At 40.9% G+C, this 20,555-nt stretch carries 18 protein-coding genes; 12 read left to right on the top strand and 6 right to left on the bottom strand.

The window, feature by feature from the left end:
* Position 1: 1 nt before the first annotated feature.
* From KO530_RS04950 to KO530_RS04940, 3 genes are all read right to left on the bottom strand, one after another.
* Positions 2–745 carry a pteridine reductase gene (locus KO530_RS04950; protein ID WP_216047304.1) on the bottom strand — a complete coding sequence of 248 codons (744 nt, stop codon included), beginning with the start codon at positions 743–745 and terminating at the stop codon, positions 2–4.
* Between the two features lie 95 nt (positions 746–840).
* Positions 841–1,701 carry a fructosamine kinase family protein gene (locus KO530_RS04945; RefSeq protein WP_216047303.1) on the bottom strand — a complete coding sequence of 287 codons (861 nt, stop codon included), beginning with the start codon at positions 1,699–1,701 and terminating at the stop codon, positions 841–843.
* 103 nt (positions 1,702–1,804) lie between these two features.
* Complete coding sequence (locus KO530_RS04940) at positions 1,805–2,476, bottom strand: START domain-containing protein (protein ID WP_216047302.1); 672 nt, start codon at positions 2,474–2,476, stop codon at positions 1,805–1,807.
* A 183-nt stretch (positions 2,477–2,659) separates the two neighbouring features.
* Here KO530_RS04940 and thrS point away from each other — a divergent pair, with 183 nt between their 5' ends.
* The 10 genes from thrS to KO530_RS04890 all read left to right on the top strand — a co-directional run bounded on the left by thrS (position 2,660) and on the right by KO530_RS04890 (position 12,942).
* Positions 2,660–4,576: a threonine--tRNA ligase gene (gene thrS, locus KO530_RS04935; protein WP_216047301.1), complete on the top strand. Its 1,917-nt coding sequence runs from the start codon at positions 2,660–2,662 to the stop codon at positions 4,574–4,576.
* 4 nt (positions 4,577–4,580) lie between these two features.
* Complete coding sequence (infC, locus tag KO530_RS04930) at positions 4,581–5,135, top strand: translation initiation factor IF-3 (protein ID WP_216047300.1); 555 nt, start codon at positions 4,581–4,583, stop codon at positions 5,133–5,135.
* 141 nt (positions 5,136–5,276) lie between these two features.
* Positions 5,277–5,474 carry a 50S ribosomal protein L35 gene (gene rpmI / locus KO530_RS04925; protein ID WP_216047299.1) on the top strand — a complete coding sequence of 66 codons (198 nt, stop codon included), beginning with the start codon at positions 5,277–5,279 and terminating at the stop codon, positions 5,472–5,474.
* A gap of 18 nt (positions 5,475–5,492) precedes the next feature.
* A complete protein-coding gene (rplT, locus tag KO530_RS04920) occupies positions 5,493–5,849 on the top strand; it encodes a 50S ribosomal protein L20 (RefSeq protein ID WP_216047298.1) in 357 nt (118 codons plus the stop codon).
* A 222-nt stretch (positions 5,850–6,071) separates the two neighbouring features.
* On the top strand, positions 6,072–6,308 hold the full coding sequence (locus KO530_RS04915) for a FeoA family protein (protein ID WP_216047297.1): 237 nt from the start codon (positions 6,072–6,074) through the stop codon (positions 6,306–6,308).
* Between the two features lie 70 nt (positions 6,309–6,378).
* Positions 6,379–8,232 carry a ferrous iron transporter B gene (gene feoB / locus KO530_RS04910; protein WP_216047296.1) on the top strand — a complete coding sequence of 618 codons (1,854 nt, stop codon included), beginning with the start codon at positions 6,379–6,381 and terminating at the stop codon, positions 8,230–8,232.
* Between the two features lie 328 nt (positions 8,233–8,560).
* Entirely contained in the window at positions 8,561–9,541 is a 981-nt protein-coding gene (pheS, locus tag KO530_RS04905) for a phenylalanine--tRNA ligase subunit alpha (protein WP_216047295.1), read from the top strand.
* Between the two features lie 14 nt (positions 9,542–9,555).
* On the top strand, positions 9,556–11,943 hold the full coding sequence (gene pheT / locus KO530_RS04900; RefSeq protein WP_216047294.1) for a phenylalanine--tRNA ligase subunit beta: 2,388 nt from the start codon (positions 9,556–9,558) through the stop codon (positions 11,941–11,943).
* 4 nt (positions 11,944–11,947) lie between these two features.
* Complete coding sequence (locus tag KO530_RS04895; protein ID WP_216047293.1) at positions 11,948–12,247, top strand: integration host factor subunit alpha; 300 nt, start codon at positions 11,948–11,950, stop codon at positions 12,245–12,247.
* A 128-nt stretch (positions 12,248–12,375) separates the two neighbouring features.
* Positions 12,376–12,942 (top strand): hypothetical protein, encoded by a 567-nt coding sequence (locus KO530_RS04890; RefSeq protein WP_216047292.1) that lies wholly within the window; start codon positions 12,376–12,378, stop codon positions 12,940–12,942.
* A 40-nt stretch (positions 12,943–12,982) separates the two neighbouring features.
* On the opposite strand, the gene KO530_RS04885 is transcribed toward KO530_RS04890, so the two are convergent.
* Both KO530_RS04885 and KO530_RS04880 read right to left on the bottom strand, forming a co-directional pair.
* A complete protein-coding gene (locus tag KO530_RS04885; RefSeq protein ID WP_216047291.1) occupies positions 12,983–15,601 on the bottom strand; it encodes an EAL domain-containing protein in 2,619 nt (872 codons plus the stop codon).
* Between the two features lie 397 nt (positions 15,602–15,998).
* Positions 15,999–17,435, bottom strand: coding sequence for an MFS transporter (locus tag KO530_RS04880; RefSeq protein WP_216047290.1), 1,437 nt, complete (start codon positions 17,433–17,435; stop codon positions 15,999–16,001).
* A gap of 211 nt (positions 17,436–17,646) precedes the next feature.
* Here KO530_RS04880 and nagZ point away from each other — a divergent pair, with 211 nt between their 5' ends.
* Positions 17,647–18,648, top strand: coding sequence for a beta-N-acetylhexosaminidase (gene nagZ, locus KO530_RS04875; RefSeq protein WP_216047289.1), 1,002 nt, complete (start codon positions 17,647–17,649; stop codon positions 18,646–18,648).
* Complete coding sequence (locus tag KO530_RS04870; protein ID WP_216047288.1) at positions 18,638–20,017, top strand: SLC13 family permease; 1,380 nt, start codon at positions 18,638–18,640, stop codon at positions 20,015–20,017. Before nagZ ends, KO530_RS04870 begins: the two co-directional genes overlap by 11 nt.
* A gap of 10 nt (positions 20,018–20,027) precedes the next feature.
* Here the strand turns inward: KO530_RS04870 and KO530_RS04865 are convergent, their stop codons facing one another.
* Positions 20,028–20,555, bottom strand: coding sequence for a cob(I)yrinic acid a,c-diamide adenosyltransferase (locus KO530_RS04865; protein ID WP_216047287.1), 528 nt, complete (start codon positions 20,553–20,555; stop codon positions 20,028–20,030).

Below are 20,555 nucleotides of genomic sequence, written 5' to 3'. Positions count from 1 at the left end.
CCTATGCGACACTAGGGTTCGCGATACTTCGACCTCCGTCAACTGCCAATATCTGGCCTGTAATATAAGGAGCCGAAATTAGAAATGCGATTGCTTCAGAAATGTCTTTTTCACAACCTAAACGGCCTAATGGGATCTGAGACAGTATCGCATTTTTTTCGTTTTCTGGGAGGGCCGTGTCCGGCCACAAAATTGCCCCAGGGGCTACACCGTTAATACGAACATCAGGTGCTAATTCTTGTGCAAGTGATTGGGTTAGCGTCACCAAAGCCGCTTTCGCCATGCAGTATATAGTATGGCCTGACAATGGACGTTGTGCATGAATATCCACCATATTGATCACAACACCTTGATTTTGTGCAAGTTGTTTTTGTAATTTTTGAATTAGGAATAGCGGGGCTTGAGCGTTACTGCCCATTAGAGCTTGCCAATCTTGTGCTACAAAGTCTCCTAGGGGAGTAGGGTAGAAGGCGGATGCGTTGTTAATCAACACATCAATGCGACCAAAAGCGTCGACAGCTGACTGGGCAATTTTGTTTAACGCTTCCAGTTCACACAAATTACCTTGTACCCATTTTACTGAATCTGCTCGTTTGCCATTCAATTGCTTAGACAATGCTTCAACTTGTTCCACAGAATGATGGCAGTGCAGCACAATTCGATAGCCTAAATTATGCAGAAATTTAGCCGTGTAAGCCCCAAGACGTTTGGCACTGCCAGTGATAAATACTACTTTGTTTTCCATGATACCTAGTTTAATCGTTTATGAAGATAACAAAGACTAGCTGGGATAGATTTTTGACACAAGTCCGGTTTTAGTTCTGAGTTTAAGCAAGTCCTTCATCCTTGCATATTCCTAAGCAGTGATTTTGCGGTTTGCAAATAATTTCCCCCAAACAACAATGCATGGTTGAGAATATGATACAACTGGTAAACCTGCTTTCTGTAAGCATAATGCTCCGTAAGCGGCCAAATCGAGTTATAGCCTTGATAAAAGGTAACTGGAAATTTATTAAATAATTCTGTCATCGCAATATCTGTCTCCCTATCGCCAAAATAGAACGCTGGGTCAAATACCACCGGTGAATCATGCTGGAAGCCTGTGTTACCAATCCACAGGTCGCCGTGCAGCATAGAGGCTGGAGGATTATGTCCGTGTAACAATTTTTCGACAGATTCAACCACATCATCGATGGCTGCAATGTGATGACCGTTTTCTGCTAAAAGTTGAAGCATATAACCGATACGTTGTTCGGCAAAAAATTGCGCCCACTTTTTCGACCAACGATTCGGTTGAGGAGTTAAACCTATAAAGTTATCTTCCTGCCAACCATACATTTTTTGTGTTTGAGTTTGATGCATGGTGGCTAATTTTGAACCTAAATCGAACCAGTTTTTTTCATTGCCTGCGACTAACCGAAGATACTCTAAAACCAGATAACTTTTATTTTCACAAACACCAAAACAGATGACTTTCGGCACCTTAATAATATTGGCTTGTGCAAGGTGCTCTAGCCCTTCAGCTTCGGCACTGAAATTCGATATTTTGTCCTCATCATTGAGCTTAACAAAAAAACGTTTGTGTCCATCTGTAATGCGGTAAGCGCTATGAGAGTCTCCTTCAGTGATCTCTCGGATATCGTCACAAATAAATTCTTGATTTAATATTTGACTAATTTGATCGCTAACAAAATGCCACATAAGTTTGACTTAATTTAGCTATAAAACCTGAGTATGGATCACTTGCAAATAATTGAAGGTATTTTTCATTATTAAAAAGTACACGTTATAACTTTTTGTAATGTTAAAACCTTGTAGGCGCACCGAATATTTCCCCCAGATTATGAAAAGTTTTAAACATCGAAGATACAACTAACTTATTTGCTAGCCAGATAGGGAGATTTCCAGAGGGTTCACCATATCCGATGTATTCAATTTGCATAGTATTTTTTGATGTTGCGGTTATTCGCCAATTACCGCGCACATTTTGTATCCGAACAAGTGTGTTGTTGGGCGGATAATATTCAGAGTAGTCTTGTACTTGAATCCTTATTGTGTGAGTTGCTGAATCAATTTCGGTAAATGACTTGGTTATCATTTCACGGTCTTTGGCTGGCCAAGGTGCGTTGAAAGTCGTTTTGACGATTTTCTCTACAGGCGAGGGGGAGGCAAGAAGTTCGACTTTTTCGCAATTATCAATCCAGCTAGCGGCGATTGCGGTATTATCCAGAAGTGTTAAAAAATCTTCGGGCACGCCCTTGACTGTAATCGTTGCTTTGAGCCAAACGTAACCGCTGACATCTTCAACAGTGTGAATCTTGATATGCTCTGTTTGTTTTGCTAACAACCAATTTTCCCTTGATGGCTTGGCAAAGGTTTGAACATGCAGCAACAATGATAAACACAGTAATGCGTATTTTATACATGCATTATATGTCCGTACTGATTGCATCGGCAGTAACATTTTAGGTATCATGTGTTCCTTCTCCCTGATCGTAGCAGGGTTGATTTTTTATTAACTTATTCATTTTTCGGTTTAAGTTGTTTAAACACCCTCCGCTGGGTGTTTTTTATTGTTTATACACTGAGAACCGAAAAATAACTTTATAATTCACACGTGGCGCTTGGTAGGTGTCACCACTGTGTAAAGGATTATTCAATGCTAACAATTACTCTTCCTGATGGCAGTCAACGCCAGTTCGAAAATTCCGTTTCTGTATTAGATGTAGCCAATGATATTGGACCAGGGCTAGCGAAAGCTACTATTGCTGGAAAAATAAATGGCGAGCTGGTGGACGCCGTCGACATGATCACTGAAGATGCCAGTCTACAGATTATTACTGCCAGAGACGAAGAGGGATTAGAAATCATCCGTCACTCTTGTGCACATTTGATTGGTCACGCCATCAAACAGCTCTATCCTGACGTCAAAATGGCCATAGGTCCAACAATCGATAACGGTTTTTATTACGATATCGACATGGAACATTCATTAAATGATGACGATCTAGTCAAGCTGGAAAAGCGTATGTTAGAGCTGGCGAAAACCAGTTATGACGTGGTTAAGAAGAAAGTAAGTTGGCAGCAAGCAAGAGATACCTTTGAAGCTCGTGGTGAGACTTATAAAATAGAAATCTTGGATGAAAACATCAGCAAAGATGACAGTCCAGGACTATACCATCACGAAGAATATGTCGATATGTGTCGCGGTCCTCATGTACCTAACATGCGTTTTTGTCAACATTTCAAGTTAATGAAAGTGGCTGGAGCTTATTGGCGTGGTAACAGTGACAATAAAATGTTGCAGCGCATTTATGGCACAGCTTGGGCTGATAAAAAACAACTGAAAGCTTACCTCAATCGTTTAGAAGAAGCTGAAAAGCGTGATCACCGTAAAATTGGTAAAGCATTAGATTTGTTCCATTGGCAAGAAGAAGCACCTGGAATGGTGTTCTGGCACAACGATGGTTGGAGTATTTACACTGAGCTAGAAAAATATATTCGCATAAAACAACGTGAATATGGTTTTGGTGAAGTAAAAGGCCCACTGATGATGGACCGCGTTTTGTGGGAAAAATCTGGTCATTGGGAAAAATACTCTGAGCATATGTTTACCACAGAGTCTGAGAAGCGTGAATATGCTATCAAGCCGATGAACTGCCCGGGACACGTACAAATATTTAATCAAGGTTTGAAATCATACCGTGACCTACCTTTGCGTATGGCTGAATTTGGTTGTTGTCACCGTAACGAACCATCTGGTGCTTTACACGGCCTGATGCGCGTACGTGGATTCACCCAAGATGACGCACATATTTTCTGCACCGAAGATCAGATACAGGCCGAAGTGGCAAGTTGTATTGATATGATTTACGAAGTTTACAAAGTCTTTGGCTTTGATAAAATTGTAGTGAAATTATCCACACGTCCTGAAAAACGCGTGGGCTCAGACGAAGTTTGGGATAAAGCCGAACAAAAGCTTGCCGATGCATTGACCTCAAAGAATATCGATTTTCAGTATTTACCAGGTGAAGGTGCTTTTTACGGCCCCAAAATTGAATTTACCTTACATGATTGCTTAGACCGTGCTTGGCAATGTGGTACCGTGCAACTTGATTTCTCAATGCCTGGTCGTTTAGGTGCTACTTATGTTGCCGAAGATGGGGAACGTAAAGTGCCTGTCATGATTCACCGTGCAACATTAGGTTCACTTGAACGTTTTATCGGTATTTTGACTGAAGAGTATGCTGGCTTGTATCCGACTTGGTTAGCTCCAACTCAGGTTGTGGTGATGAATATCACCGATAAACAGGGTGAATATGCTGCAAATGTAGCGAAAAAATTACAACAAAATGGAATTAGATCGAAGTCGGACTTGAGAAATGAGAAGATAGGCTTTAAAATCCGCGAGCACACTCTTAGACGTGTTCCATTTTTATTAGTCGTAGGCGACAAAGAAATGGAAGCAAACGAAGTAGCGGTGCGCTCTCGCAAGGGTGATGACCTCGGTAAATTCTCAATAGAAGGGTTTATGGAGTTGATTAATCAACAGGTCACATCTAAGCAATTAGATTAATTTCGTGGAGGAACGACATATTAAAGGCGCTAATAATAAGGCTCAAGGCGATAAAGCCAACATCAATGAAGAAATCACAGCGACAGAAGTTCGCTTAATTGGTAAAGAAGGTGAACAGCTAGGGATAGTATCTCTAGGAGAAGCTCAAACTCTCGCCGACCAAGCTAGTTTGGATCTAGTAGAGATAAGTCCGAACGCTGAGCCGCCTGTATGTAAGGTAATGGATTACGGAAAGTTCCTTTTCGAGAAGAGTAAAGCTCAAAAAGAGCAGAAGAAAAAACAAAAGCAAATTCAGGTCAAGGAGATTAAATTTCGCCCTGGCACTGATGAAGGCGACTACCAGGTAAAACTGCGCAACCTGCGTCGCTTTCTAGAAGGAGGTGATAAGGCCAAGGTAACGATTCGTTTTCGCGGACGTGAAATGGCCCACCAAGAGATCGGCATTGAACAACTAAAACGCGTGCGCGCGGATTTAGAAGACATTGCTAATTGCGAATCTTTCCCTCATAGAGTGGAAGGTCGTCAAATGATCATGGTGCTCGCCCCAATTAAGAAGTAGTAAAGGTTTACAAGTAACTAAGGACCGTAAAATCGGATCTGCACCTTAAGTTCACCTTGCTGCTATGTTGAAACAACGACCCCAGAGTAGTCATGCAATGCATGTCCTCAAGTGTGGTCTTAACAATGCGGAGTTTTAGCAATGCCTAAAATGAAATCCAATAGTGGAGCAGCCAAGCGTTTTAAAAAAACCGCTTCAGGTCGTTTCAAAAGTAAGCAGTCTCACTTGCGTCACATTTTGACCAAGAAGAGCTCTAAGCGTAAACGTCACTTGCGTGGCAAGAAATTAGCCCATTCAGCTGACACTGCGTTGATTCAACGCATGTTACCTTACGTTTAAAGCACAGGAGACTTAAAAATGGCAAGAGTAAAACGTGGTGTAGTTGCCCGTGCCCGTCATAAGAAGGTACTAAAGCAAGCCAAAGGTTATTACGGAGCTCGTAGTCGAGTTTATCGCGTTGCTGTCCAGGCAGTAACAAAAGCAGGTCAATATGCATACCGTGACCGTCGTCAGCGTAAGCGTCAATTCCGTCAATTATGGATTGCACGTATTAATGCTGCGGCACGTCAAAATGGCATGTCTTACAGCCGTTTCATTAACGGTCTGAAGAAAGCGTCTGTCGAAATCGATCGTAAGATCCTTGCTGACATCGCTGTGCATGATAAAGGCGCATTTACTGCATTGGTTGATGCAGCAAAAGGCGCATTGGCTTAATTTTTAACAATTAAGTTTAAGTTCTTTCGGGAAAAGGCGAACCAGGATGGTTCGCCTTTTTTCGTTTTGGCTGAATATAAATTGTACTGATTATTCGGGTTAATAATTAGATATGCACTTTATCGCTTAAAAAATCTCAAAGCAGGCTATTCAAACCTTGCCTTTTACTAGTACTTTATAAGATAATAAATGAAAATAATTCTCATTTGTGGTCAGTAAGTCATGTTGCAAAATACAGTGTGGGAACTTCCTACTAAAAAAACCGCCGAAATCGTTGGATTACAAAGTGGTCTTTCGGTTGCTATGAGTAATAGGCTTAAAGAAATGGGCTTTTGTGACGGTGAGATAATCGTATGTTTAAAGCAATGTCCATTTAACGGTCCAAAAGTTGTGGAATTGGGTGGTGCAATCTTGTCAATTGATAAAGAAATAGCGCAAAATATTAAAATTAAAATATAGCTCAATTTCGTCTAATTCGTTAGCTCGTTATTTTCTACTTTACTAAATTCTCACTAAACAGGTACCCGTAGTGTCTTCAACTGTTTCAGATAATATTAATAATGCTCAACAGAAAGTTGTTTTAATTGGACGACCAAATAGCGGTAAAAGCTTACTGTTCAACCAATTAACGGGATTGCAGCAAAAAGTGGCTAACTTTCCTGGCGTCACAGTAGAGCTGAAATCAGGTAAGATGAAAGATCTAACGATTGTAGATTTCCCTGGAACTTATTCACTACATAGTTTCTCTCAAGACGAGCAAGTGGCAGTAGATGCGATTTATAAAGCTCTCGATAGCGATGAAACTAGTTTAATTGTGTGTGTCTTAGATGCCTCTAGACTAGAGCGCAGCTTGGTATTTGGACTGCAAATTCAAGCTTTAGCAAAAAAGCACAACAAAGGTTTTGTATTTGTCATCAACATGATCGACGACGCATTGCGTTTTGGACATGAAATCGATGTGCAAGGTCTATCAACAGAGCTAGGCTCACCGGTTTTTGCATTATCTGCGAAAACATTGATTGGACTGTCTGAGTTTCAACAAGCGTTACCTGAACTAGTTGAAAAACACCAGAGCACGATACCGAAAATAGTAAATGATAATCATGATGACGTTATCAAGCGAAGCCGTCAGCTAGCTTATAAGTTCGGCATGAATGCCAACGTAGTGCTGAAACAACAGAACCAGATAGATCAATTTCTATTACATAATTGGTTAGGCGGTGTTGCTTTCATGGCAATTATGTTTTTGTTATTCCAAAGTATCTTTACTTGGGCAACACCACTTATGGACGCGGTTGAAAGTGGTATAGGAATCCTTGCCAGTTTTGTCAGTGAGATGCTGCCTGAAGGTATTTTTAATGACTTCTTAAATGACGCTATATTTGGTGGGGTAGGCTCTTTCTTAGTTTTTGTTCCACAAATTATGGTGTTAACCTTTATTATTGGGTTGTTAGAAGACAGTGGATATTTAGCCCGTGCGGCATTGATTTGTCATAAACCCTTAAGCTTCTTTGGTTTATCAGGTCGAAGTTTTATTCCTTACTTATCGGGACATGCCTGTGCCATCCCTGCAATAATGGCCGCTCGAACAATTGAGTCACCACGTAAGCGTCTAATTACGATGATGACCATTCCTTTAATGTCCTGTTCAGCTCGTTTGCCCGTGTATGCTTTATTAATCGCAGTATTTATCCCGCAAGTCCAATATCTTGGCGGATTGGTAAATACTCAAGGGATGGTGTTCTTTGGTCTTTACATGACTGGCATAGTGACGGCATTAATCGTAAGTTTTGTGATGGATAAAATGCATTTCGCCGACAGTGATAAAAGCGAAATGCCTTTTATCTTGGAGTTACCAAGTTATCGTTTGCCGCACTGGAAACCACTGATGTATCGCGTGCTAAATAGCGCTAAGTATTTTATTCGACGCGCAGCACCCGTGATTTTCATGGTTTCGGTGGGGATTTGGATTTTGGGGTATTTCCCTATTCATGAGGGCGGTTTAGAAAATTCATACTTAGGCCATATAGGTCATTTTATTGAGCCTTTATTTGAACCTCTTGGTATCGATTGGCGATATGGCGTGGCTATTTTGATGTCATTTCTTGCCCGTGAAGTATTTGTTGGTACCTTAGGAACATTGTTTGGTATTGAAGGGGCAGATGAGAATATTGCTGGCTTAGCTGCCAACATCCAAAACGATGGGCTAACCTTTGCCGCAGGCATGGGGCTGTTAATGTTTTACGTTATTGCACTGCAATGTGTTGCCACTGTTGCAACTATTAAAGCCGAAACTGGCAGTCAAAAGATCGCTTGGGGTTTAGTTGTGGGTTATGGAGCCCTCGCATATTTGATGGCGTTTATCGTATATAACATTTTCTAAAACTGTAAATTTACATTACCTCACAAAGTGACGCTTATTTAGTGAATCTTTGTGGGGTTTAGAAGTTAAAAAAGAGTCTGATCACCAGTCACTTATTAGTAACATTTTCCCATTCAAAACTCTTTCATTGCCCCAACGGGCTTCTCTGATGCATATTTACTTAGCATTTTTCAAAATTAATAAAAATTTGTTGATCAATCACAGCCAGACTCTAGCTATAAGGGGCTGATTTCGTGTAGAATTGCCGGTTCTTTTTTTGAAGTACCATTAGCAGGTTTGTGAAGATAGGCCTTTAATTTATTAAGTAAAATTCCAATTCGAGGAAGCTATGGATCTCGACGCCATAATTGAACAGGCACAAATTAAAATTAACGATGCACAAGATGCGGCAACATTAGACGCGGTGCGAGTAGAGTTTATGGGTAAAAAAGGTCATATGACCGATTTGCTTAAAGGACTTGGTAAGTTATCAGCTGAAGAGCGTCCAATTGCCGGACAAAAAATAAACTTAGCTAAGCAAAAGATTCAAGGGCTTATTTCAGTTCGCGGCGAATACTTGCGAGATGCTGAGCTGAACGCTAAATTAGCCGGTGAAACAATTGATGTCACTCTACCAGGCAGAACTGAAAATCTCGGCGGGCTGCACCCAGTAAGCAGAACTATACGCCGAATTGAAAGTTTCTTTGGAGAACTAGGTTTCACCGTGAAATCAGGGCCCGAAGTGGAAGACGGTTTCCATAATTTTGATGCTTTGAATATACCCGCTAATCATCCAGCTCGTGCTGATCATGATACCTTCTATTTTAATCCTGATGTAATGCTGCGTACGCAAACATCAGGTGTGCAAATTCGTACCATGGAAGTAGAAAAGCCACCGCTACGTATTATCTCTCCAGGTCGTGTATATCGTAATGATTACGATCAAACTCATACGCCTATGTTTCATCAGGTGGAAGGGTTAATGGTGGATAAAAATGTCAGTTTTGCGGAACTTAAAGGTGTACTTCATGACTTTTTAAATAATTTCTTTGAAGCCGATTTACAGGTGCGTTTCCGTCCTTCTTATTTTCCTTTTACAGAGCCTTCAGCGGAAGTTGATGTGATGGGACAAAACGGCAAATGGTTAGAAGTACTGGGTTGCGGCATGGTTCATCCAAATGTACTTAGAGCGGTTAACATAGACCCAGAAGAATACACTGGATTTGCTTTTGGCATGGGAGTCGAACGTCTTACCATGTTGCGTTACGGTGTGAACGATCTTCGTGCCTTTTTTGAGAACGATCTTCGTTTCCTCAAGCAGTTTAATTAAGGGGACTCGATAAAATGAAATTCAGTGAAAAGTGGTTGAGAGAGTGGGTTAATCCAGCAATATCAACACAACAATTATCAGAACAACTTAGTATGGCCGGTTTAGAAGTTGATGCAGTTGACCCGGTTGCAGGCGAGTTTTCAGGTGTATTAGTGGGCGAAGTTGTTGAGTGTGGACAACACCCTAATGCAGACAAGTTACGAGTGACAAAAATTAACATCGGAGAAGACGAGTTAATTGATATCGTTTGTGGTGCACCGAATTGTCGACAGGGCATCAAAGTTGCTGTAGCAACTGTTGGCGCTGTACTACCAGGTAACTTTAAAATTAAAAAGGCGAAATTACGAGGTGAGCCTTCGTTTGGTATGCTTTGTAGTTTTTCTGAGTTAGGTATTAGCGATGATCATGACGGTATTGTAGAGCTTCCTAGTGATGCGCCAATTGGTCAGGATATTCGTGACTATCTACAATTGGACGATGTCACTATTGAAGTCGATTTAACACCTAACCGAGCGGATTGCCTTGGTATCAGAGGGGTAGCGCGGGAAGTAGGTGTGTTGAATCAGGTTGAAGTGAACGCACCAAAAATAGAAAGCGTTGATAGTAAAATTGAGGATACTCGAGAAATCCAACTTGTCGCACCTGAAGCGTGCCCAAGATATTTAGGCCGGGTATTAAAAAACATAAACCTTGCAGCAAAGTCACCTTTGTGGATGCAAGAGAAACTTAGACGTAGCGGTATTCGTAGTATTGATCCCGTGGTAGACGTAACAAATTACGTTTTACTTGAACTGGGTCACCCAATGCACGCGTTTGATTTGGATAAATTGGATGGTGATATTGTTGTCCGTTTTGCCAGTGAAAATGAAAAATTAACGCTTCTGGATGGCAACGAAACTAAGCTAAAAACCAATACACTGGTGATTGCTGATCAACGTAAAGCATTAGCAATGGCTGGGATTTTCGGTGGTTTAGAATCCGGTGTCACAAATGAGTCTAAGAATATATTTTTAGAAAGTGCATTTTTTGCGCCTGACGCGATTATGGGCAAAGCCCGTCAATACGGTTTGCATACTGATGCATCACACCGCTACGAGCGTGGCGTAGATCCACAGCTACAAAGAGTGGCAATGGAGCGAGCGACCCAACTTCTTTTGGATATTGTTGGTGGTGAAGCTGGACCAATAACTGAGTCTGTTAGCCAAGAGCATCTTCCAACACAAAAGACTATTCAACTGCGAGCATCGCGTCTGACGCGTATTCTTGGAATCCATGTAGAAGACGCGAAGGTGACCGATATCCTAACTCGTTTAGGTTTAGACGTTAGCTTCTCCGATAATAAGTGGACGGTTGTTGTACCTGCTTATCGATTTGATATCAGCATCGAAGAAGATCTGATTGAAGAGATTGCCAGAGTCTATGGATACAATAGTATTCCAACAATAGCGCCTACTGCTAAGTTAAAAATGTCGGTCCATAAGGAACAAAACCTTACTTTAGACAGACTAAAACAAACGTTGGTAGAGCGAGATTACCAAGAAGCGATAACCTATTCATTCGTGGATCCTAAAGTGCAAAGTGCTTTATTCCCTGACGCCTTAGGTATGCAGTTGCCTCATCCTATTTCTGCTGATATGTCTGCAATGCGTGTTAGTTTGTGGACAGGACTATTGCAGTCTGTGTCTTACAATCAAAAACGTCAACAAAGTCGTGTCAGATTATTTGAAACAGGTTTGAGATTCGTACCTGATGAGAATGAGAAAACCGGTGTAAGACAAGAAGTTGTTGTTGGTGGTGTGATATGTGGTAATCGCAACAATGAACATTGGAATATGGAAGACCGTGCTGTTGACTTCTACGATGTTAAAGCGGATGTAGAAGCTTTGTTGCAAACTACAGCTAATCTTTCTGAGTTTAGTTTTAAAGCGGCCCAGCATTCAGCTCTTCACCCAGGCCAATGTGCACAAATTTATCGTGATCAAGAGTTGGTCGGATATGTCGGTGCTGTGCATCCTAAATTTACCAAAATATTGGGGTTAAACGGCAAAACGTTCGTTTTCGAGCTTGATTTCAATGCAATTGGAGGCAAAAAACTGCCATTAGCTGAAGAAATTTCCAAATTTCCTGCTAATAGACGTGACATTGCTATCGTTGTAGAGGAAGATAAAGTTGTAGGTGAAATAATTTCTTACATCGAAAAATTTGGCGGAAATCAACTAGTTGGCCTAAACTTATTCGATGTGTACAGAGGCAAGGGAATAGAGGCCGGTTATAAAAGCTTGGCAATCTCTCTTACTCTACAGGACCAAACAAGAACGCTTGAAGAAAATGATATTCAAGCGGTAGTTGAAGACATTCTGTCCCAGTTAGCAGAAAAGTTCGGGGCATCATTGAGGGATTGACTTTATGGCGTTAACCAAAGCTGAAATGGCTGAGCATTTGTTCGAAAAATTGGGAATTAATAAGCGGGATGCTAAAGATCTTGTTGAATCATTTTTTGAGGAAGTAAGAGAAGCACTTGAAGACGGAGAGCAAGTAAAATTGTCCGGCTTCGGTAACTTTGATTTACGTGAAAAAAATGAACGTCCTGGTAGAAACCCTAAAACCGGGGAAGATATTCCGATTAAAGCACGCAGAGTAGTGACCTTCAGACCAGGTCAAAAACTCAAAAGTCGTGTGGAAAATACGGAACCTTCAAACTCTTAAATCGAGTATTTCACACCCTTATTTTTATAAGGGTGTGAGACAGTTTCATTACCGGATAAACCTCCTAATAAGCTGGTTAAAATCTGGACTTTACTGAATCCGCTCACTTAATCTAAATAGTAATTTAAATGGCCAAAAAACTCTTACTGGTTGCAACGTTAATTGTTGCGGCAGTTATCGCCTTAACGCAGTTAAATCAACCTGAAACTGTTTTAAGCGCTGATTTACCTAATCATCCATCCCAGAATCAGTCGGATGATATTAAACAATACTCATACAAAGATATTTTAAACAATGATGAGTTTAAACTGGGGATGCAACAAGCTGTTGAAAATAATGACATTGAGCTTGCTAAAACGCTACAGGAAAAAGCCATTGAAATCGCAGTAGCCGCTAATTTGCCTGCCACTGAAGTATCCTTAATCTCTGGTGATAATGGATTGCGATTTATGCAGTTTTTAGCCAGTAGACAAATTTTTGTGAAAAAATTCCAACAACATTATCTTTCATTTCAAGATATCCAACAGTTGAAACTCGATTACCCAGAAGCGCAAGACTTGTTTGAGCGTTCAGATAATCTGATTGAAACTCGAGATAGTCAAATTCATGCATTAGCTGAACAGTTAGCAGGCGAGAGTGGGGATGTTGAATTGTATTTACAATTGGCTAAAGAACAGTGGATTGCCCGGCAATAAGCGCAGAAAACCATTGCTTAATTAGCGTGATGGAAGAATGCTAGTTAACTTTAAGATGCCAAGCGTTTTCTGATTGCCATTTTGAAATCCAATCCGGTATCTTTTCAGCTACCATGGGTTTAGCTATACCGTAACCTTGAGCTAGTTCGCAACCCAGTTTTACAAGGGCCTTTCCATGCTCAATGCTTTCTACACCTTCGGCGATCACTTTTCGTTGGAAAGCATTCGCTAAACCTACCACGCCTTGAACAATCGCTAAGTCATCAGTGTCCTCCAACATATCTCGTACAAAACTTTGATCTATTTTGATTAAATATGCTGGTAATCGTTTGAGATAGGTAAGTGAAGAGTATCCAGTGCCAAAGTCGTCAATCGCAAATCGGACGCCTAGTTCTTGGCATGTATTCATTGTTGTGGATACGAGGCTAGTATCGTGTAAAGCGCTGGTTTCAAGTATCTCCAGTTCTAATCGATTTGGATTGACTTCTGGGTGGGCGCTCAACAATGCAGCTAAACGAGTTGTGAAATTACTTTGTTGTAATTGATAAGCACTAATGTTCACACTTATCGGAATATCTAAGCCTATTTTTTGCCATTGGTGTATTTGCGACAAAGCGCTGTCGATAACCCATTCCCCCAATTTTAAACTAATTACATGACCTTCTATTAAAGGTAAGAATGCTAAAGGCGGTATCAAACCATTCACTCGGTGTTGCCAACGTATTAATGCTTCAGCTCCAATAACCTCACCGGTTCGCATGTTGACCTTTGGTTGATAATGCAGTACGAATTCGTCTTTTTGCAAAGCGATATGAACATTTTCAATACTTTCGCGTTGTGTGTTGAGTGCAATATCTTCTGCTGTATCAAACAAATGAAATCGATTTTTACCTGCTTGTTTGGCGATATACATAGCTTGGTCGGCATGACGAATGAGTTGATCGGAATCTACGTTATCGTGGGGATAAAGGGTGACGCCAATACTGGCTGAAACTTGCATCAACGCATCGCCTACATTTACAGGATCTGATGCCGCTTTCAAAAGACGTTTTAAAATCAGTTCAGTATCTTCAAATTTCTGTAAATCAACCATCACTGCAATAAATTCATCTCCTCCGATTCGAGCCAGAGTATCTCCCTCGCGCAAGGCTTCTTTCATACGTTGGGAAACGGCGATAAGCAGTTCATCTCCTACATTGTGTCCGTAGGTGTCATTGATGGCTTTGAAACCATCTAAATCCATAAATGCTACGGCTAACGATTGGTTGCGTCGTTCGCACTGCATGGTCGCTTGGCACAATCTATCTGCAAGTAATACGCGATTTGGAAGATTCGTCAAAGCATCATAGTGGGCAATACGTTCTAGTTGTCCTTGATATGCTTTCATTGGCGTAATATCGGTGGATAAAGATACGTAATGCTGAACATTGCCTGTGGAGTTTTTTACCGCACTAATGGTCACTAATTCTGGATATATGTCGCCATTTTTACGTTGACTCCAAATTTCGCCACGCCAATGACCTTGAGTTTCAATGGTTTCCCACATTTCATCGTAAAACTCCGTAGAGTGGCGATTAGAGCGCAAAATACTGGGCTCCTTTCCTTGCACATCCTGAAGTGTATATCCGGTTATGTGCGTAAATGCTTCGTTAATTTCAATAATTTTAACATTGGCATCGGTGATCATTATGCCTTCTTGGGCATGGGTAAATACGCTGGCTGCTCGTTCCAGCTTTTCTTCGGCTTGTTTTTTCTCAATGGCGATACTTGCCAAACTCGCGGTTTGCTCAATCAGCAAAAGATCTGCGTCAGTCGGTTGGTGTGGAGCATGATGATAAATGGCAAATGTACCTAGCACTGTTCCAGTAGTTGAACGTATGGGCTCTGACCAACATGCGCCTAATCCAGCTTCTTTTGCGAGTTCTTTATAGGCAGCCCAATATGGATGGCAATTAATATCATCTACTACCACTCGTTTGTTGGTAAACGCTGCGGTTCCACAAGAACCCACTCCAATACCTATCTCTATGCCGTTAATAGCGTCATTGTAAAATTGAGGTAGGCCATTTGCAGTGCCAATAACTAAATGTTTTTGTGATTCATCTAATAACAGAACACTACAAAGCATATTGGGATTTTCTTGTTCAACGACCTGTACTATAGCGTGTAGTATTTCGCGTAAAGGTTTACCTCGAGAAATCAGCTCTAACACGTGACGACTTGACTTGACCCGCAATTCAGCCTGTTTTCGTTGACTGATATCGTGAATGATACCGACTAAAAAATGTTTGCCCTGAGAGTCGGTAAATCGGTTTTTTTTAGTCAGTACGGTTTTTTCTTCGGCCCCCAATATTGTTAACGTTTCTTCGCATAGAATTTCATCCCCAGTTAGTAATACTTTTTTGTCGACGGCTAAAAAGTGTTGGCGTTCTTTTGCTGTTACTTTTTCTGCAAGGGTTTTACCCAAAGCTTCTTTTCTTGTTACCCCGAATATTTTACAAAATGCATCATTCACAAGTAACAATCTGCACTCTTCATCTTTAACGAAAATGGGATCTCCAGTGATATTGAAAGCAGCATTAAAATACTTTTCAATCTCACTGGGTTTTTCAAAAAATTTACTTAAAGAAGGTGCCTTTTTACTGTTTTTCGATGTCATGTTACAAACTCCTAGTCAGACAATTTTAACAAGAGATGCCTGTTTAGTTCTGCTGACCTGTATAACGATTTAACAATAGTTTTGGCTTCGATTGCTCAATTTGAATTTGATTTGAGTCGTTCTCAATAATTTCGAAGTGATATTGTCCGTGAGCATATTTATAAAGTTAAAAATAAATCGACAGGGTTTACGAATAATTGATTCTCTTTACAATTATAACTGCCATCGAAAATTTTGTAATTATACATTGGTTCTATAAAAATTAGCATAAGCGATAGGAAATAGATATTCTCGGATTCAACTTGATAGAAAAATCACGTTCGCGAGGTTGAGATTCAGGCGATTGAGGATACCTCTCTCAAGAGCAAGGGCATTAGTTCCATTAAGGTTTTTTAATTTACTTTATCTTTAAATCTTGGGGTAAATCGTCCTTAATAAATAGCCAAGCTAAAGCGGAAATTAGAAGACAAACACCGCAAATCACAAATAGTGAGTCTTTGTTGTCCACTTGATTTATATATTTTCCTATTCCTAAACTGGAAACTAATTGAGGGAGAACCACGGATAGATTAAATAAACCCATGAACAAGCCCATCTTTGCAGCATGTACTTTTTGCGACATTATTGCGAAAGGCAGGCTGATAGTTGCGGCCCATCCGATCCCTAAAAACGCCATCATTATATAAATACTTAATTTGCTTTCGCCAACTTGAGACAGCACAAAATATGCTAAAGACATCGATGCAATGCAGTAAGTATGTATTTTCACTCGGCCTAATTTTTTAGCCAATGGCTCTAACAATAACGCCGGTAAAATTGCTGAAACCACACTTAAAATAAGAAAGCCTGCGCTGATAACCTGACCTGTTTGGTTATCTGTTAATTCCGGTAGGTTCTGTTTAATAAAGCCAATAATATAGATAAACATCGACTGTACCCCCAGCCATGTGAACGCATGAGCGGCCAACACTTTTTTAAATCCCTGTTCACTGGTGCCATCGGGATTCTGGACTTCTTTACTGATGAGGGTTTTTAAAATTAATGCCAAGGTTATCACTAAGCAGATTGCTTCTATCCAATAGTGATGAATATCTATATTAGCGATTTTTACTGTAAACGCGTACACCGAGTAAAGAATAAACCCCCATAGCGGCTCAATCACTTTACAGCCATTCCAAAAACCTAATTTGGGGTGAGGAGTGGCAGATTCCGTTTGCTGTAAAGAACGGGATTCGGTAACAAACAGCGGTGGCAAAATAGACATCACTAATACTAAGCCAACGCCCACATAAATTAGCGCGTAATTATTCCAAAATGTACCTATCACATAGGCCAAAACACCGAATGAACCGGATACGGTTTGCATCCATGTATAGCCTTTAGTGCGCTCATGTCCTTTAGGAGTTACGTCCGCGATTATGGAGCGAGTAGGGTTGAAGCTTATGTTGATTGATAAATCTAGTGTCAACGCTATAAGAACGGCAATACCTAAAATGGCTTCAATATTGAGTGCAGCAGAAATAATACCGATATTGGGTAAAGCTAATAAACTTAAAGAGGCAAGTACACCACCAATGATGATAAATGGCCGTCTTCGGCCTCCCCAGAACCATATGTTATCGCTAATTGCGCCAACGACTACTTGCCCTAGGATCCCTGCAATTGGCCCTGCTGCCCAGACAAATCCAACATCGTGTAAATCTAAACCATACTGGGTTGTTAATATCCAACTTAACGCGGCTATTTGCACTGATAGTGCAAACCCCATAGCACTTGCTGGTAAACTAAGGAGGGTGTAAAAACCATTACTAAGATTTTTTTGTACCGCTAGCATACTATTCTCTTATTTTTATTATTTGAGATAAAACTCTGCTGTTAACATTATTGTAACCTAAGCGTTTGCTTTTGATAGAAACATACGTATGCAAAACTCAAAATAGCGGCATAACACAAGAAAAGTGATTTTCACTTTAGTTATGTCATTCATTCTTATATAGTTTTGTTCATCCAATTGAATTATTAATGAGAGCCCAATGGGACCAATAATGCTGGATGTCAGTGGGTATGAAATATCACCCGAAGAAAAAGACATCTTAGATCATCCGCTGGTAGGCGGAATCATACTATTTTCACGAAATTACCATGATCAGAAACAACTTAAAGAGTTGGTTAGTGAGCTACGAAAAAATGCGCGTAACGACCTGTTAATTGCTGTTGATCATGAAGGGGGCAGGGTACAACGCTTTCGTGAAGGTTTCAGTGCGATACCGGCAATGGGTAGCTTTTGTGCGGCTGACGCCAAGATCTCTGAGTTGATGCTGACACAAGCAAATACCTTTGGTTGGCTAATGGCTGCTGAGTTACTTGCATTTGATATCGATATTAGTTTTGCACCAGTTTTAGATATTCATGGCGTATCTGATGTCATCGGAAATCGCAGTTTTCATCAAGATCCAACACATATTGTCTCACTTGCCAGCGCCTTTATTCATGGCATGCACAGTGCTGGTATGAAGTGCACTGGAAAACATTTTCCAGGCCATGGCAATGTTAAGGAAGATTCACATATTGCAATGCCGGTAGATAAACGCAGTAAAGAACAGATATTTCAGCTTGATATGACTGTTTTTGATAAGTTACATCAACAAGGTTTGCTAGATGCGGTGATGCCAGCCCACGTTATCTATCCTGCGGTAGATGCTTTACCTGCTGGCTTTTCTCCTATTTGGGTTGGGCAAATTTTACGTCAACAACTTGGCTTTAACGGCGTAGTGTTCACTGATGATTTATCGATGCAAGGTGCGGTGCAATTGGGCTCAATCGTAGAGCGTGCGCAAGCCGGTTTAAATGCAGGCTGTGATATGACATTGGTGTGTAACAGTCCCAATGACGCAGCCCAAGTCATCGATGGTTTACCCAGTGATTACCAATCAACAGGGCGAGTGAAAAGTATGCGCAAGGGGCCTTTTCCAGGTTTTTCTGAGTTACAAAAAACGGCGAAATACCAAATGGCATTAAAAACCTTAGGTCAATTTAATGAAAGTTAATTATCCGGTTATTGGTGCTGCATTTGTTGTATCTATTGCAGTCTATGCGGGTTTATATTTTTCATTACAACAAAGCCACATTATTGCCATTACTGCATCTATAACCTTATTCATTGCTACTTTGTGGGTATCAGAGGCACTGCCAATTCCGGCAACATCACTTATTCCTTTTTTTGCTTTCCCTATGGCGGGGGTGATTACCCATAAAGACGCTGCATCTGCTCTGGGCAGCCATGTCATTTTATTATTGATGGGAGCATTCATGTTGTCTAAATCGTTAGAGCGATCTAACGTTCATAGCCGACTTGCACTATATATGTTGAGGATGACGGGCAGTCAAAGTCCGCGACGTTTAGTTCTTGGTTTTATGCTAACGGCAGCTATTCTAAGTATGTGGATTTCAAACACGGCCACAACCTTAATGTTGTTACCCATTGTATTAGCCATCGTTCCCCATATTAAACAACAAAAGATCGTTGTCGCCTTGTTGTTGGGAATTGCCTATTCCGCAAGTTTGGGAGGGGTAGGCACGCCGATTGGTACACCCCCTAATATTATTTTCATGAGTGTCTATTCAGAAGTACAAGGACATGAAATTGATTTCCTTCAATGGATGAAGACTGGGGTGCCTGTTGTAATAATCGCTATACCCTTGATGGCATTATGGTTAACTCGAGGCCTTAAGACCATGGATGATTGCCATTTACCTAAAGTAGGAAGCTGGCAGGTAGCCGAAAAACGCGTGTTAATTGTTTTTTCGATTGTTGCTCTGGCTTGGGTCTTAAGACCTTATTGGACAGATTGGTTTAATATGCCTTATGTTGGCGATAGCAGTATTGCCCTTTTTGGCGTTGTATTAATGTTCCTAGTTCCTAATGGCAACTTGGATAAACAAGGTAAAAAAGAAACGCTTTTGGATTGGCCCACAGCGAATGATATTCCATGGGGAATGTTACTGTTGTTTGCTGGCGGGATTTGTATTGCTAAAGCATTTTCCGCATCAGGATTGAGTGAGGTTATGGGCGGCTGGTTGAATGGTTTGTCACAATTGCCAGTTCCATTGTTGGTTCTGTCGGTGTGTCTTTTTGTGACATTTTTAACCGAGATAACCTCGAATACAGCTACGGCAACACTATTGATGCCTATTTTAGCTACCGCAGGAGTAGCTGCAGGCATAGATCCAGCATTATTGATGATGCCAGCTGCAATGAGTGCAAGTTGCGCATTTATGCTTCCGGTGGCCACAGCTCCCAATGCTATTGTTTATGGTACCGGAAAGTTCAGTATTAAAACCATGGCCAGAGAAGGAGTGATGCTAAATATTATTGCTGCTTTGGTCATCACGGGTGTAACTGTTTTTACTTTCTAAGTTAACCTGACTAAACCTTTATTTCGTCTATTACATAGTGGTGGTTGACGGCCCTGGCCAGTACAAATAAATAGTCAGATAAGCGATTCAGATATTGCAAGCACGCTTCAGGTACGGGGTAATTTGAAAGTAACCCAACCATGCGTCTTTCTGCTCTTCTGGTCACCGTTCGACATATTTGAGCTTGTGCAGCGACTGGATGACCACCTGGCAAAATAAAGTGGGTTTGAGGGGGGAGTTCAGCTTGCAAACTGTCAATATTGGTTTCTATTGCCTGCACATCTTTATCTGTTAAAGTTGCATTGGCTGAAATAGCGAAACCGATTTGAAACAGGTTTTTCTGAATATCCGTTAACAGCTCAGTTTGCGCAGTGATGACAGGGCACATAGTGTTGCTTATCAACATCCCTATATGCGCATTCAGCTCATCTAAAGTGCCGTAACATTCTAATACCTCATCACTCTTATCTAAACGAACCACTTTGTCTGCATAAATTTGGGTTTTACCGGTGTCACCTGTTTTAGTATATATTTTCAA

The sequence above is a fragment of the Aliiglaciecola lipolytica genome (assembly GCF_018860635.1).
Taxonomy (GTDB): Bacteria; Pseudomonadota; Gammaproteobacteria; order Enterobacterales; family Alteromonadaceae; genus Aliiglaciecola; species Aliiglaciecola lipolytica_A.
Note: the sequence above shows the minus strand (reverse complement) of the source record. Positions and strands in the feature narration are given on the sequence as shown.